The organism is Pseudomonas sp. 15C (assembly GCF_055484735.1).
The window spans coordinates 40,112-54,461 of record NZ_JBUDGD010000015.1 but is presented as its reverse complement, the minus strand read 5'-3'; the positions used below and the strand labels follow the sequence as shown (position 1 = coordinate 54,461).

The following is a 14,350-nucleotide window of genomic DNA, read 5'->3' as shown; positions in this document are numbered from 1 at the left end:
TCAAATATAGAAAATCAAAAAAGCCCGAGGCCAGCCAATGTCCACCTCTACCTTGCGAACGCCCCCTGTCTCCGAGATCTACGATATCGCCGTCATTGGTGGCGGGATCAATGGCGTCGGGATCGCTGCGGATGCCGCCGGTCGCGGGCTCTCGGTGTTCCTTTGCGAAAAAGACGACTTGGCCAGCCACACCTCGTCGGCGAGCAGCAAGCTGATCCACGGTGGCTTGCGCTATCTCGAACACTACGAATTCCGTCTGGTGCGTGAAGCATTGGCCGAGCGCGAAGTGCTGCTGGCCAAGGCGCCGCACATCGTCAAACCGATGCGCTTCGTGTTGCCGCACCGCCCGCACCTGCGCCCGGCGTGGATGATCCGTGCTGGCCTGTTCCTGTATGACAACCTCGGCAAGCGCGAAAAACTGCCAGGCTCGAAAAGCCTGAAGTTCGGCGCCGACAGCGCGCTGAAAAGCGAGATCAAGAAAGGTTTCGAATACTCCGATTGCTGGGTCGACGACGCCCGCCTCGTAGTGCTTAACGCTATGGCCGCCCGAGAAAAAGGCGCCCACGTGCACACCCAGACCCGTTGCGTCAGCGCGCGCCGGGCCAAAGGCTTGTGGCATCTGCACCTGGAACGCGCTGACGGCAGCCTGTTTTCGATCACGGCCAAAGCTCTGGTCAACGCAGCAGGCCCGTGGGTCGCCAAATTCATCCGCGACGATCTGAAGATGGAATCGCCGTACGGCATCCGTCTGATTCAGGGCAGCCACATCATCGTGCCGAAGCTGTACGAAGGCGAGCATGCGCACATTCTGCAAAACGAAGATCAGCGCATCGTTTTCACTATTCCATACCTGAACCACTTCACCCTGATCGGCACCACCGACCGCGAATACAACGGCGACCCGGCGAAGGTGGCGATCACCGAAGTCGAAACCGACTATCTGCTGAAAGTGGTCAACCAACACTTCAAGAAGCAGCTCAGCCGCGACGACATCCAGCACAGCTACTCGGGCGTACGTCCGTTGTGCAACGACGAATCGGATAACCCATCGGCCGTGACCCGCGACTACACGCTGGCGCTGTCCGGCAACGCGCAGGAAGCACCGTTGCTGTCGGTGTTCGGCGGCAAGCTGACCACCTACCGCAAACTCGCCGAGTCGGCGATGGCGCAACTGATGCCGTTCTTTACCCAGATGCGCCCTAGCTGGACCGCCACGGCGACCCTGCCCGGCGGCGAAGACATGACCACCCCGCAGGCACTCAGCGCACTGATCCGTGACAAGTTCGACTTCGTCCCGACGGAAATCGCCCGTCGCTGGTCGGTGACCTACGGCAGCCGCACCTGGCGCATGCTCGAAGGCGTAGAAAGCCTGGCCGACATGGGCGAACACATCGGCGGCGGTCTCTACACCCGCGAAGTCGATTATCTGTGCAGCGAAGAGTGGGCTACGACGGCGCACGACATTCTGTGGCGCCGCACCAAGCTCGGGTTGTTCACTACGGCGGACGAGCAGCAGAAGCTGGCGACGTATCTGGGCAAGGTTGAGCAGAACCGCAAGATCGAAGCGGCGTGATGTGAGCGACGCTTGAACGAAAGCCCCTGAATCGGCAGATTCAGGGGCTTTCGTTTTGTGGGCCTTGCAGAAACTGATGGGGTCAGTCAGATCTTTTCCCCCTCACCCCAGCCCTCTCCCCCATGGGTAGAGGGGGAAGGGAGCCGATCTTCATGAGGTTCAAATTCTGAGTTCGACTCGGTATGCCAGATTAGTGCATCTCGCCCAGTCGCCAGGATCAGTCCCATCTCCCTCCGAGAGAGGGCTAGGGTGAGGGGCTTTCAGGTCGGCATCACCGAGACAGGTGAAGAAACAGAAAATCAATGAACGCCCGTGACTTGTGCGGCAGGTGCGCTGTGTTGGGAAACACTACATTGATCGACTGTGATGGAAGTGAATAGCCAGGCAGCAGACGCACCAGACGCCCGGCGACAATATCGTCTTCGACCATCCATGCCGGCAGTATTGAAGCACCCAGCGATGACAAGGTCATCGAGCGGATCGCTGTCGAGGAATTCGACTCGAAGTGACTGGTACCGTTGACCTCCACGCTTCGCCCTTGCCCGTCGCGCAACGTCCACTGCGTCGGCGCCTGAAGATTGCTGTTGGCGATCCACGGCAGGTGATTCAGGTCTTGCGGTTCTGCTACTGGATGGCGGGCGAGAAACGCCTCGGTGGCCACCAGGACGATTTCGTAGTCCGCCAACTTGCGACACTTGAACGCCGAGTCCGCCAGATTACCCAGACGTACCACCAGATCGAGTTTTTCTGCGACCAGGTCATTCAACGAAGAATTAAAGTTGTAGCACAGGCGAATCTCCGGATAGCGCTCGGAAAACAACGGTATCAACGGCAGGATAAACTTCTCGCCATACTCGCTGGTTGAACTAATCCGTAACTTGCCCGACACCCGATTATTACCCTTCAATACATTGTCAAAGGCATTGTCGATATCCGCGACAATACCCTTGAACTTTTCATAAAAGTCCTGCCCTATCTCCGTCAGGGCTATGTTGCGGGTATTGCGTATCAGCAACGTCGCCGACAGGACTTCCTCAAGTGCCTTGACATGCAGGCTGGCCATGGCTTTACTGATGCCGAGGTAATTCGCGGCCTTGGTATAAGAACCAAAATCGACCACCGCGAGAAACGTCTGAACCCGATTAAGGTGAGAGTGCATGAAGCGATGGCTCACTGTTAAATCCTGCCAAACATTGTTTTAAGCATAGTCGTATCGACACTTCAAGTCCATCGCCCCTATCCTGCGCGGCAAAGAGGATGCGCAATGAACTATCGCTACAAGATCGCGCTGATCTTTCTGATCGGCTTCTTTATTGACTGTATAAACATATTTATGTCGGCGGTAGCCCTGCCAAGTATATCGGCAACTTTACACGTGAGTACTTCATCGGTGGCATGGGTCGCCAATGCTTATATTCTTGGTCTGACCCTGATTATTCCAGTCAGCACCTGGCTGGCCGGACGTTTTGGCAGCCGCGGGATTCTCACGGCGTCGATGCTGGTGTTCACAGGTTCGGTGTGGATGTGTGGGCTGTCTGACAGCTTCCACGAACTGGTTGCCTGGCGTTTCCTGCAAGGAATAGGCGGCGGGTTGTTGATTCCGGTCGGGCAGGCTTTGACCTTCAATTTGTTTCAGGGTGAAGAGCGGGCAAAAATCTCCACACTGGTGATGGCCGTCGCACTGATCGCCCCGGCCATCTCACCGACTGTTGGCGGCATTATTGTCGACAGCAGTTCCTGGCGCTGGGTGTTCTACAGCAACATTCCGTTCTCGCTGATCGCCGCCGGGCTGTCGTGGTTCTGGATCAAGGAAAGCAAACCGACCAGCCTGCCCCGCCCGGACATCAAAGGCCTGTTGCTGGTCAGCGCCGCACTCGCCAGCCTGCTGCTGGGCATGTCGTTGTACGGCGGCGATTACCCGTCGTTGGTCGCGCTGATCTGCGTCGCGGCCGGCCTGATGTTCATCGCGCTGTACCTGCTGCACTACCGCCGCTGCCGCCATGCGATCATTGAATTGAGCCTGCTCAAAAGCAAAAAGCTCAGCACCTCGATCCTCATCTATTACGCGATTCCCGGTGTGTTCACCGGGGTCAATCTGATGAGCATTTTCTTCCTGCAGGACACCCTGCATTTCAGCGCCCGCCTGACCGGCATGTTCATGATTGTCTATGCCATCGGCGCGTTCATCGCCATGACGATTTGCGGCCGTGTCTACAACCGCGTCGGGGCCAAGCGTCTGTTCACCTTAGGGATGATGCTGCACAGCGCCGGTATCGCTACGCTGATACTGGTCAACGACCCGACGGACCTGTGGGTGATTTTCATCGCTTACAGCTTGATGGGCGTTGGCGGCGGCATCGGTGCCAGCACTGCACAAACCACCTCGCTGATGGACTTTGCCGGCGGTGATACGCACAAGGCCAGCGTGATCTGGAACATCAACCGGCAGATGTCGTTCAGCCTCGGTGCCGCGTTGTTTCTGATGATTTTCAACGTCCTGCTCAAGCAGTTCGAAATCACCGCTGCCTATCACGCCACCTTCGCGATGGCGGCACTGATCGGGCTGTTCCCGCTTTTTCAGATGAGCCAATTGAACCCTTCAAAGGAAAACCCATGACGCACGAGCTGATTGAACTGGCCAAACACAGTATTCACCACGTTCACGACCTGATACATCGTGTGTTCACCGATACCGACGGAACCGGCGAAGCGAGCATAGAGCCGTTGCTGCACGCGTTTGCAGATGACTTCAGCATGGTCGGGGTTTCGGCAATTCCTTTGAACCGCTGTGAAGTCGAGCAATTGTTCAGGGGTGCCGTTGGGGTACGTCCGGGACTTGAGATCGGCATCAGCGATTTGCACACTGTCTGGCAGGAGGATGAGACGCTGGCGCTGAGCTATGTGGAAACCCATCGGCTGCATGGCATTGAACATTCGCGGCTGTCGGTGGCGATCCTGCGCGCATCCTTACAAGGCGTGAAGTGGGTGTATTTGCATGAAACACCCCTTGCGGATAAACGCTTGACGAGTCCGCACGCCATGTTCGGTTTTCCGAACGAGACTCTATAGTCGATTCGGTAAACCGGATCAGCCATCCACAAAAACACCATCACAAAAGTTTAATCATGTTACAAAACAATAACTTAGCCATCGTCGCCTGCTCTGGCACGACTCATGCTCTACACTCTCTCGACGAATGCCCGCTGAGCCAACACTTCAGGAGCCGTCAGGCATTCGAAGCACAAAAGGGCCGACAAACTGGCTCCATAAAAAAAACAATGTCGAGGAAAATTTGATGCGCATCGTTCCCCATATCCTGGGCGCAGCCATTGCTGCCGCTCTGATCAGCACGCCAGTTTTCGCCGCCGAACTCACCGGCACCCTGAAGAAAATCAACGATTCCGGTACCGTCACGCTCGCTCACCGCGACAGCTCCATCCCGTTTTCCTACATCGCGGATGCCTCCGGCAAACCAGTGGGCTACTCCCACGACATTCAGATGGCGATCGTTGAAGCCCTGAAAAAAGACCTGAACAAGCCAGACCTGCAGGTCAAGTACAACCTGGTAACCTCGCAAACCCGTATCCCGCTGATCCAGAACGGCACCGCGGATATCGAGTGTGGTTCCACCACCAACAACACCGAACGCGCCCAGCAGGTCGACTTCACCGTCAACATCTTCGAAATCGGCACCCGTCTGCTGGTCAAGAAAGACAAGGAAGGCAAGCCGTCCTATAACGACTTCGCCGATCTCAAAGGCAAAAACGTCGTGACCACCGCTGGCACCACGTCCGAGCGCATCATCAAAGCGATGAACGCCGACAAGCAGATGGGCATGAACATCATCTCCGCCAAAGACCACGGCGAATCCTTCAACATGCTCGAAAGCGGCCGCGCCGTTGCCTTCATGATGGACGACGCCCTGCTGGCCGGTGAAGAAGCCAAGGCCAAGAAGCCGACTGACTGGGTCATCACCGGCACGCCGCAGTCCTTCGAAGCCTATGCCTGCATGGTTCGCAAAGGCGATGCGCCGTTCAAGAAAGCTGTCGATGACGCCATTGTCGGCCTGTACAAGTCTGGCGAGATCAACAAGATCTACAGCAAGTGGTTCGAAAGCCCGATCCCGCCAAAAGGCTTGAACCTGAACTTCCCGATGAGCGACAAGGTGAAGGATCTGATCGCCAACCCGAGCGACAAGCCTGCGCCTGACGTGAAAATCTGATTCCTGACTAACCTTATCGTCTGAGGGAGCGACCCTCCCTCAGACGTCTGTTACTGCCTGCTGGCTTTGCTGTGGAACACTCGACCTGGCGGTTTTCGAGCCGATCGCGTGTGTCCGGCGTTCCTCGTCGGACGGGAAAGGAACTTCCCCAAGCGGGTGCTTGTACATCGATCGATTTCGAGGGGAGACCCTAATGAATTACAACTGGGACTGGGGCGTGTTCTTCAAGTCCACCGGCGTTGGCAGCGAGACTTATCTCGACTGGTACATCGCCGGTCTGGGCTGGACCATTGGCATCGCTGTCGTGGCGTGGATCATCGCCTTGCTGCTGGGCTCCATTCTGGGGGTCATGCGCACTGTGCCAAACCGCATCGTAGCCGGCATCGCGACCTGCTATGTGGAACTGTTTCGCAACGTGCCGCTGCTGGTTCAGCTGTTCATCTGGTACTTCCTGGTACCCGACCTGCTGCCGCAGAACCTGCAGGACTGGTACAAGCAAGACCTCAACCCGACCACCTCGGCTTACCTGAGCGTTGTCGTGTGCCTGGGTCTGTTCACCGCTGCCCGTGTCTGCGAGCAGGTGCGCACCGGTATCCAGGCGCTGCCACGCGGCCAGGAAGCCGCCGCCCGCGCGATGGGCTTCAAGCTGCCGCAGATCTACTGGAACGTGCTGCTGCCGCAGGCTTACCGGATCATCATTCCGCCGCTCACCTCGGAATTCCTCAACGTCTTCAAGAACTCCTCCGTGGCGTCCCTGATCGGCTTGATGGAACTGCTGGCGCAAACCAAACAGACCGCCGAGTTTTCCGCCAACCTGTTTGAAGCCTTCACCCTGGCCACGCTGATCTACTTCACCCTGAACATGAGCCTGATGTTGCTGATGCGCATGGTCGAGAAGAAAGTCGCGGTGCCCGGCCTGATCTCCGTGGGGGGTAAATAATGGACTTCGATTTCAGCGGCATCATCCCCGCGATCCCGGGCCTGTGGAACGGCATGGTCATGACCTTGCAGTTGATGGTCATGGGCGTGATCGGCGGCATCGTGCTCGGCACGATCCTGGCGCTGATGCGCCTGTCGTCGAGCAGACTGCTGTCGAATATTGCCGGCGCATACGTCAATTATTTCCGCTCGATCCCGCTGCTGCTGGTGATCACCTGGTTCTACCTGGCGGTGCCGTTCGTGCTGCGCTGGATCACCGGCGAAGACACGCCGATCGGTGCATTCACCTCGTGCGTCGTGGCGTTCATGATGTTCGAAGCGGCGTATTTCTGTGAAATCGTCCGGGCCGGTGTGCAGTCGATTCCCAAAGGTCAGATGGCTGCCGCGCAAGCGATGGGCATGACCTACGGCCAGACCATGCGCCTGATCATCCTGCCCCAGGCGTTCCGCAAGATGACGCCGTTGCTGCTGCAACAGAGCATCATCCTGTTCCAGGACACCTCGCTGGTCTACACCGTGGGCCTGGTCGACTTCCTCAACTCGGCGCGCTCGAACGGCGACATCATCGGCCGTTCCAACGAGTTCCTGATCTTCGCCGGTGTCGTCTACTTCATCATCAGCTTTTCCGCCTCGCTGCTGGTCAAGCGTCTGCAAAAAAGGTTCGCCGTATGATCTCTATCAAGAACATCAACAAGTGGTATGGGGACTTCCAGGTGCTGACTGATTGCAGCACCGAGGTCAAGAAAGGCGAAGTGATCGTGGTCTGCGGCCCGTCGGGCTCGGGCAAATCGACGCTGATCAAGTGCGTCAACGCGCTGGAGCCGTTCCAGAAAGGCGACATCGTCGTCGACGGCACGTCGATTGCCGACCCGAAGACCAACCTGCCGAAACTGCGTTCGCGCGTGGGCATGGTGTTCCAGCATTTCGAATTGTTCCCGCACCTGACCATCACCGAAAACCTGACCATCGCCCAGATCAAGGTGTTGGGCCGGAGCAAGGAAGAGGCGACCAAAAAAGGTCTGCAACTGCTTGAGCGCGTCGGTCTGTCGGCGCATGCCCACAAGCATCCAGGGCAATTGTCCGGCGGTCAGCAACAGCGTGTGGCAATCGCCCGTGCGCTGGCGATGGACCCGATCGTCATGCTGTTCGACGAACCGACCTCGGCGCTCGACCCGGAAATGGTCAACGAAGTGCTCGACGTGATGGTGCAACTGGCCCACGAAGGCATGACCATGATGTGCGTGACCCACGAAATGGGCTTCGCCCGTAAAGTGGCCGACCGCGTGATCTTCATGGACGCCGGCAAGATCATCGAAGACTGCCCGAAAGAGGAGTTCTTCGGCGACATCAGCGCCCGTTCCGAACGCGCGCAGCACTTCCTCGAGAAAATCCTGCAGCATTGAGTAAACACCGCTATCCCTGTGGGAGCGGGCTCGCCCGCGATGGGGTCGTGTCAGTCGCTACTGCTGTGACTGACAGACCGCTATCGCTGGCAAGCCAGCTCCCACAGGGACGGTGACAGCTTTCAGTAAGTGTGGTGGTTGACCCAAGGCAACTGTGATGAAATGCGACCCCAATCTTTATCGCGCAGCGCCGCCATCACTTGCCGTGAAGCCCCGTCTGATTCGTCATTTGTTCCTGCCGCCGCTGGTCATCGCCTTGATGATCGGTCTGGGTTTCATCGGCTTCTGGACGAGTGAGCATTTCGGCATCCGCAGCCTCGGCGAAAATGGCCAGCGTCAGCTGGAACTGCATGCCCGCGCGGTCGAAAGCGAGATCAGCAAATACACCTACCTGCCCAGCCTGCTGGAACTCGAAACCAGTGTTTCGCAGCTGCTGGCCGACCCGACCCCGGAAACCCGGCGCACGGTCAACGATTACCTTGAAGGCTTGAACCGGCGCAGCCGCAGTCGGGCCATCTACGTCATGGACACCACCGGCCGGGTCATGGCCACCAGCAACTGGCGCGATGTCGACAGCTACCTCGGCGAGGACCTGTCCTTTCGCGCCTACTTTCAGAAAGCCGTTCGCGGCGAGCCGGGGCGCTTCTACGGCATCGGCAGCACCAGCGGCGAGCCCGGGTATTACCTCGCCCACGGCCTCGAAGAGCACGGCAAGATCATCGGCGTCGCGGTGGTCAAAGTGCGCCTGGAAGCCATGGAAGAACGCTGGCAGCGCGCGCGTCTGGAAGCCTTTGTCAGCGACGAGAACGGCATCATCATTCTCTCCAGCGATCCGGCCCGGCGCCTCAAGTCGGTGATCCCGCTGAGCGACGAGGTCAAAGAGAAGCTGGCGCGCAGCCTGCAGTATTACTGGTTCCCGCTCAATGAACTGCAACCGCTGGCCCGCGAAACGCTGGACGAAGGCGTGGAAAAACTCACCTTCCCGGCCAACAGCGAAGTGCAGTCCGACGAAGACGACATCAGTTACCTGGCGCAGACCCGGCCCCTGAGCGACACGCCGTGGAATTTCACCCTGCTCACCCCGTTGCAGGACTTGCGCCGCGAAGCGATCAATCAAGGCATTCTGGTTGCCGTCGCGTTCGCCTTCCTGGCCTTCCTGCTGATCGCCTGGAACGAGCGGCGCAAAGTCATCGCCACCCGCCTCGCCGCCCGTGAAGCCCTGCAGGAAGCCAACAATCAACTCGAGCGTCGGATTACCGAACGCACCACTGACCTGCGCGCCAGCAACGAACGTTTGAAGAGCCAGATCCGCGAACGCCGTCAGGCCGAAGAGACTTTGCGCCGCGCCCAGGATGAACTGGTGCAGGCCGGCAAACTCGCCGCCATCGGCCAGATGTCGACCAGCATCGCTCACGAACTGAACCAGCCGCTGGCGGCGATGCGCACGCTATCTGGCAATACCGTGCGCTTCCTTGAGCGTGGGCAACTGGACGTCGCCAGCACCAACCTCAAGACCATCAATGACTTGATCGATCGCATGGGCCGCATCACCGCCAGCCTGCGCTCGTTCGCCCGGCGCGGCGACAACCACGGCCAGGCCAGCCTCGGCAAAGCCGTCGAGGCGGCGCTGCAATTGCTCGGCGCACGCCTGGAAAATTCAACGCTGCAGATTCATCGGCAATTCAGCGATGTGCAGTTGCACATTGACCAGACCCGTCTGGAGCAGATTCTGGTCAACCTGATCGGCAACGCCCTCGACGCCATGCACGCGCAAGCGCAACCCGAGTTGTGGCTGGAAGGCGAAGAATTCGACGGCAAGTATCGCCTGCGCGTGCGCGACAACGGCCACGGCATAGACGCCGAAGCGCGCAAGCATCTGTTCGAACCATTTTTCACCACCAAGCCCGGCGCGCAAGGTCTGGGCCTGGGCCTGACGCTTTCCGCCAGCCTCGCGGCCGCCACCGGCGGGCATCTGGGTGTCGAACACCCGGCCAGCGGTGGCACCACTTTCGTCCTCAGTTTACCGTTGGTAAGCCCTACACCTGCCGAGCCCATATGAATAACGATCTCAGTGTGCTGATCGTCGAAGACGACCCCCATGTGCTGCTCGGCTGCCAACAGGCGCTGACCCTGGAAGACATCCCCTGCATCGGCGTCGGCAGTGCCGAAGAAGCGCTGGAGCAGGTCGGCGACAACTTTGCCGGCATCGTCATCAGCGACATTCGCCTGCCGGGCATCGATGGCCTGGAACTGCTGACCCGCCTCAAGGCCCGTGATCGCAGCCTGCCGGTGGTGCTGATCACCGGCCATGGCGACATTTCCATGGCCGTTGGCGCGATGAAAAAAGGCGCCTATGACTTCATGGAAAAACCCTTTTCGCCGGAACGGCTGGTCGATGTCGCGCGGCGAGCGCTGGAACAACGCAGCCTCGCCCGCGAAGTGTCGTCGCTGCGCCGGCAACTGGCCGAACGCGATTCGCTTGAGGGACGGATCATCGGCCGTTCGCCCGCCATGCAGAACCTGCGCGAACTGATCGCCAACGTCGCCGACACCTCGGCCAACGTACTGATCGAGGGCGAGACCGGCACCGGCAAGGAACTGGTCGCACGCTGCCTGCACGATTTCAGCCGCCGCCACAGCAAACAGTTCGTCGCGCTGAACTGCGGCGGCCTGCCGGAAAACCTCTTTGAAAGCGAGATCTTCGGCCACGAGGCCAACGCCTTTACCGGAGCCGGCAAGCGCCGCATCGGCAAGATCGAACACGCCGACGGCGGCACGCTGTTCCTCGACGAAGTGGAAAGCATGCCGCTGCCGTTGCAAATCAAGCTGCTGCGCGTGTTGCAGGAACGCACCCTCGAACGCCTCGGCTCAAACCAGAGCGTGGCGGTGGATTGCCGGGTCATTGCGGCGACCAAATCCGACCTCGACGCCTCGAGCAAGGCCGGCGAGTTTCGCAGCGACTTGTACTACCGCCTCAACGTCGTGACCCTGGAACTGCCGCCGCTGCGCGAACGCCGCGAAGACATCCTGCAACTGTTCGAACACTTCACCCAGCAATCGGCGCTGCGCTTCGACCGCGCCTTGCCGGAGCTGGACAACCAGACGCTGTCGAACCTGATGAGCCACGACTGGCCGGGCAACGTGCGCGAACTGCGCAACGTCGCCGAACGATTCGCCCTCGGCTTGCCGGCGTTCAAGAAGTCCGGCGCCAGCAGCGGTCAGGGTCTGGCGTTTGCCGAAGCGGTGGAAGCGTTCGAACGCAACCTGCTCAGCGACGCCCTGCAACGCAGCGGCGGCAACCTGACCCAGGCGAGCCTGGAGCTGGGCATGGCCAAGACCACGCTGTTCGACAAAGTGAAAAAATACGGGCTGAGCCACTGATGGACCTGATTCTCAAAGCCGCGATCGGCGCCGCCGTGGTGCTGATCCTCGCGGCGCTGTCCAAGACCAGGAACTATTACATCGCAGGTCTCGTGCCACTGTTTCCGACCTTCGCGCTGATTGCGCACTACATCGTCGGCAAGGGCCGCTCGACTGACGATCTGAAAACCACAATCGTCTTCGGCATGTGGTCGATCATTCCGTACTTTGTCTATCTGGCGACGTTGTATGTGATGGTGGACCGGATGCGGCTGGAGGCTTCGCTGGCTGTGGCGGCGGTGGCGTGGTTGATGGCGGCGACGGTGCTGGTGAGCGTTTGGGTGCGGCTGCACAGCTAAGATCAAAAGCCCCTCTCCCCAACCCTCTCCCAAAGGGAGAGGGGGCCGACCGCAGGGTTCTTGAGGGTTTCGTCGAGCTGAAAAACCGAGTCGATTGTGGATTCGGTAAAGCATTTCCAGGTCGATGCAACTTTCGAATATCCCCCAATCAGTCCCCTCTCCCTCCGGGAGAGGGCTAGGGTGAGGGGCTCTTGATCTTCGCCACCTAAAGCACATCCCCACCCGCCACCGGCTCAACCCGCGCCCAATGCGACGTATCCTCACGATGGGCCTGCAAATAAGGCAACACCGCCGCCAGCAACGGCTCCTTGAACGCCTCCTGAAACCGATGCGCCAGCCCCGGAATCAACTTCAACTGACTGCCCTGAATGTGCGCCGCCAGATGCACGCCATGCATCACCGGCAGCAGCGGATCCGCCGTGCCATGCACCACCAGCGTCGGCACGCGCAACTGGTTGAGCAGGGCCACCCGGCTCGGTTCGGCGAGGATCGCCATGATCTGGCGCTTCACACCCTCGGGGTTGAACGCTCGGTCATAGGAGGCCGCGGCCTGTTGCAGCAGGGCCTGACGATCATCCGTAACGTTGGGGCTGCCCAGCGCCGCGAGCAGATCCGCTTGTTGCTCCAGCGCTACCTCACGATTCGGTGCGCCGCGGCGCGACAGTAACTGCACCAGCGCGGCACTCGGTGCCGGCAAACCTTCGGCGCCGGAAGTGCTCATGATCAACGTCAGGCTCTCGACGCGCTGCGGCGCCATCGCCGCCATGTGTTGGGCGATCATCCCGCCCATGCTCGCGCCGAGCACATGGAATTGCTCGACCTTCAACGCGGTCATCAAACCCAGCGCGTCGTCGGCCATGTCGGTCAGGCTGTACGGCGCCGCCACCGGCAAACCGAGTTTGTAGCGCAGCACTTCAAAGGTCAGGTTGGCTTCAACCGGCGCCTGGCGCCAAGTCGACAGACCGACATCGCGATTGTCATAGCGAATCACCCGAAAGCCTTGCTGACACAATGCGAGAACCACCTCATCCGGCCAGTGGATCAACTGCCCGCCCAGGCCCATCACCAGCAGCAGAGCCGGGTCCGAGGCACGGCCAATGCTCTGATAGGCGATGCTCACCTGCGCCAGATCGGCCCGCTCGGTCGGCACATTGACATCGCAACGCCCTGCCGCCGCCGCTGAAGCGCCGAATAAAAGCGCGGCCAACATGGCCGCGACAAAAAGAAAATGCTTACCCATGAAAAACACCGAAACGCAGAACCCCAGTAAGCCGCGAGTCTGATGATGTTTGTTCAAGCGCGCTGCCACAGTTCGATGACAGTTTGATGAAGAGTGCCGAGCGGTCGCTGGCGTGCCTTGGGCCGATTTACCGGACGGGTCAGTCGACAGCTTTCTCTGCATGAGACAAACTCAATGTATTCCCCGCTGATCACAAATTTTCTTCATGGAGATTCTCGGTGCTTGAAATCCGTCACCTGAAAACCCTGCATGCCCTGCGCGATGCCGACAGCCTCGTCGATGCTGCCGATCGCCTGCACCTGACACAGTCGGCGTTATCGCATCAGTTCAAGGAACTCGAAGAGCGCCTGGGCATGGCGCTGTTTGTGCGCAAGACCAAACCGGTGCGTTTCACCAGCGCCGGTTTGCGCCTGCTGCAACTGGCCGATGCGACCTTGCCGCTGCTGCGCGCAGCCGAGCGCGACATCGGCCGTCTGGCCGGTGGCACTGCCGGGCGCCTGCACATGGCGATCGAATGCCACAGTTGCTTTCAGTGGTTGATGCCAACCATCGACCAGTTCCGTGACGCCTGGCCTGAGGTTGAACTCGACCTCGCTTCGGGCTTCTCCTTCGCGCCGCTGCCGGCACTGGCCCGTGGCGATCTGGATCTGGTGGTGACGTCGGACCCGCTGGACATTGCCGGCATCACCTACGTGCCGCTGTTCACCTACGAAGCCATGCTCGCGGTGGCCAATCAGCATGCGCTGGCGAGCAAGCCGTACATCGTTCCCGAAGACTTGCTCAGCGAAACCCTGATCACCTATCCGGTGGAACGAGATCGTCTCGACATCTTCACGCGTTTTCTCGAACCGGCCGATATCGAACCGGCACAGGTGCGCACTTCGGAACTGACGGTGATGATGATGCAACTCGTCGCCAGCGGTCGTGGTGTCTGCGGCATGCCGCACTGGGCTCTGCACGAATACAGCTCGCGCGGGTATGTGAAGGGCAAGCGGCTTGGCGAGAAAGGCCTGTTTGCGACGCTGTACGCGGCAATTCGCACCGACATGCTTGATGCGCCGTACATGCGCGATTTCCTGCTGACGGCCAAGGACACCTCGTTCTCGACCCTGGACGGGGTCAGCGCGGTGCGCTAAATCCGTCACGCCGCCGATCCCCTGTAGGAGTGAGCCTGCTCGCGATAGCGATCTGTCAGTTGATATCTTCTGTGACTGGCACACCGCAATCGCGAGCAGGCTCGCTCCCACAGGGGCC

13 protein-coding genes are annotated in these 14,350 nt (G+C 59.5%); 11 read left to right on the top strand and 2 right to left on the bottom strand.

Annotated elements, in window-relative coordinates; all coding sequences use genetic code 11:
• Window positions 1-37 precede the first annotated feature (37 nt).
• A complete protein-coding gene (glpD, locus tag ACYYKW_RS10650) occupies window positions 38-1,573 on the top strand; it encodes a glycerol-3-phosphate dehydrogenase (protein WP_464990094.1) in 1,536 nt (511 codons plus the stop codon).
• A gap of 271 nt (window positions 1,574-1,844) precedes the next feature.
• Here glpD and ACYYKW_RS10645 read toward each other — a convergent pair whose 3' ends face one another.
• The gene (locus ACYYKW_RS10645) at window positions 1,845-2,732 is read right to left on the bottom strand and encodes a LysR family transcriptional regulator (protein WP_464990116.1); all 888 of its coding nucleotides are present in this window, start codon (window positions 2,730-2,732) and stop codon (window positions 1,845-1,847) included.
• Between the two features lie 105 nt (window positions 2,733-2,837).
• Between ACYYKW_RS10645 and ACYYKW_RS10640 the strand changes: the two genes are divergently transcribed.
• From ACYYKW_RS10640 to ACYYKW_RS10600, 9 genes are all read left to right on the top strand, one after another.
• Entirely contained in the window at window positions 2,838-4,190 is a 1,353-nt protein-coding gene (locus tag ACYYKW_RS10640) for an MFS transporter (RefSeq protein WP_464990093.1), read from the top strand.
• Window positions 4,187-4,642 (top strand): DUF4440 domain-containing protein, encoded by a 456-nt coding sequence (locus ACYYKW_RS10635; protein ID WP_464990092.1) that lies wholly within the window; start codon window positions 4,187-4,189, stop codon window positions 4,640-4,642. Before ACYYKW_RS10640 ends, ACYYKW_RS10635 begins: the two co-directional genes overlap by 4 nt.
• Window positions 4,643-4,868: 226 nt before the next feature.
• Window positions 4,869-5,795: a glutamate/aspartate ABC transporter substrate-binding protein gene (locus ACYYKW_RS10630; RefSeq protein WP_093098745.1), complete on the top strand. Its 927-nt coding sequence runs from the start codon at window positions 4,869-4,871 to the stop codon at window positions 5,793-5,795.
• A 193-nt stretch (window positions 5,796-5,988) separates the two neighbouring features.
• Complete coding sequence (locus ACYYKW_RS10625) at window positions 5,989-6,735, top strand: amino acid ABC transporter permease (RefSeq protein ID WP_090285893.1); 747 nt, start codon at window positions 5,989-5,991, stop codon at window positions 6,733-6,735.
• Window positions 6,735-7,406 carry an amino acid ABC transporter permease gene (locus ACYYKW_RS10620; RefSeq protein ID WP_090285895.1) on the top strand — a complete coding sequence of 224 codons (672 nt, stop codon included), beginning with the start codon at window positions 6,735-6,737 and terminating at the stop codon, window positions 7,404-7,406. Before ACYYKW_RS10625 ends, ACYYKW_RS10620 begins: the two co-directional genes overlap by 1 nt.
• Window positions 7,403-8,137, top strand: a complete 735-nt coding sequence (locus ACYYKW_RS10615) for an amino acid ABC transporter ATP-binding protein (RefSeq protein ID WP_007916729.1) — start codon at window positions 7,403-7,405, stop codon at window positions 8,135-8,137. The genes ACYYKW_RS10620 and ACYYKW_RS10615 overlap by 4 nt, the downstream gene beginning before the upstream one ends.
• A gap of 157 nt (window positions 8,138-8,294) precedes the next feature.
• Window positions 8,295-10,196, top strand: a complete 1,902-nt coding sequence (gene aauS, locus ACYYKW_RS10610; RefSeq protein WP_093098742.1) for a two-component sensor histidine kinase AauS — start codon at window positions 8,295-8,297, stop codon at window positions 10,194-10,196.
• Window positions 10,193-11,518, top strand: coding sequence for a two-component response regulator AauR (gene aauR, locus ACYYKW_RS10605; protein WP_464990091.1), 1,326 nt, complete (start codon window positions 10,193-10,195; stop codon window positions 11,516-11,518). Before aauS ends, aauR begins: the two co-directional genes overlap by 4 nt.
• Window positions 11,519-11,526: 8 nt before the next feature.
• A complete protein-coding gene (locus ACYYKW_RS10600) occupies window positions 11,527-11,856 on the top strand; it encodes a GlpM family protein (RefSeq protein ID WP_464990115.1) in 330 nt (109 codons plus the stop codon).
• Window positions 11,857-12,061: 205 nt separating this feature from the next.
• Here the strand turns inward: ACYYKW_RS10600 and ACYYKW_RS10595 are convergent, their stop codons facing one another.
• Entirely contained in the window at window positions 12,062-13,096 is a 1,035-nt protein-coding gene (locus ACYYKW_RS10595; RefSeq protein ID WP_464990090.1) for an alpha/beta fold hydrolase, read from the bottom strand.
• A gap of 218 nt (window positions 13,097-13,314) precedes the next feature.
• Between ACYYKW_RS10595 and metR the strand changes: the two genes are divergently transcribed.
• Window positions 13,315-14,232 carry a transcriptional regulator MetR gene (metR, locus tag ACYYKW_RS10590; RefSeq protein ID WP_090285902.1) on the top strand — a complete coding sequence of 306 codons (918 nt, stop codon included), beginning with the start codon at window positions 13,315-13,317 and terminating at the stop codon, window positions 14,230-14,232.
• The last annotated feature ends 118 nt before the right edge of the window (window positions 14,233-14,350 follow it).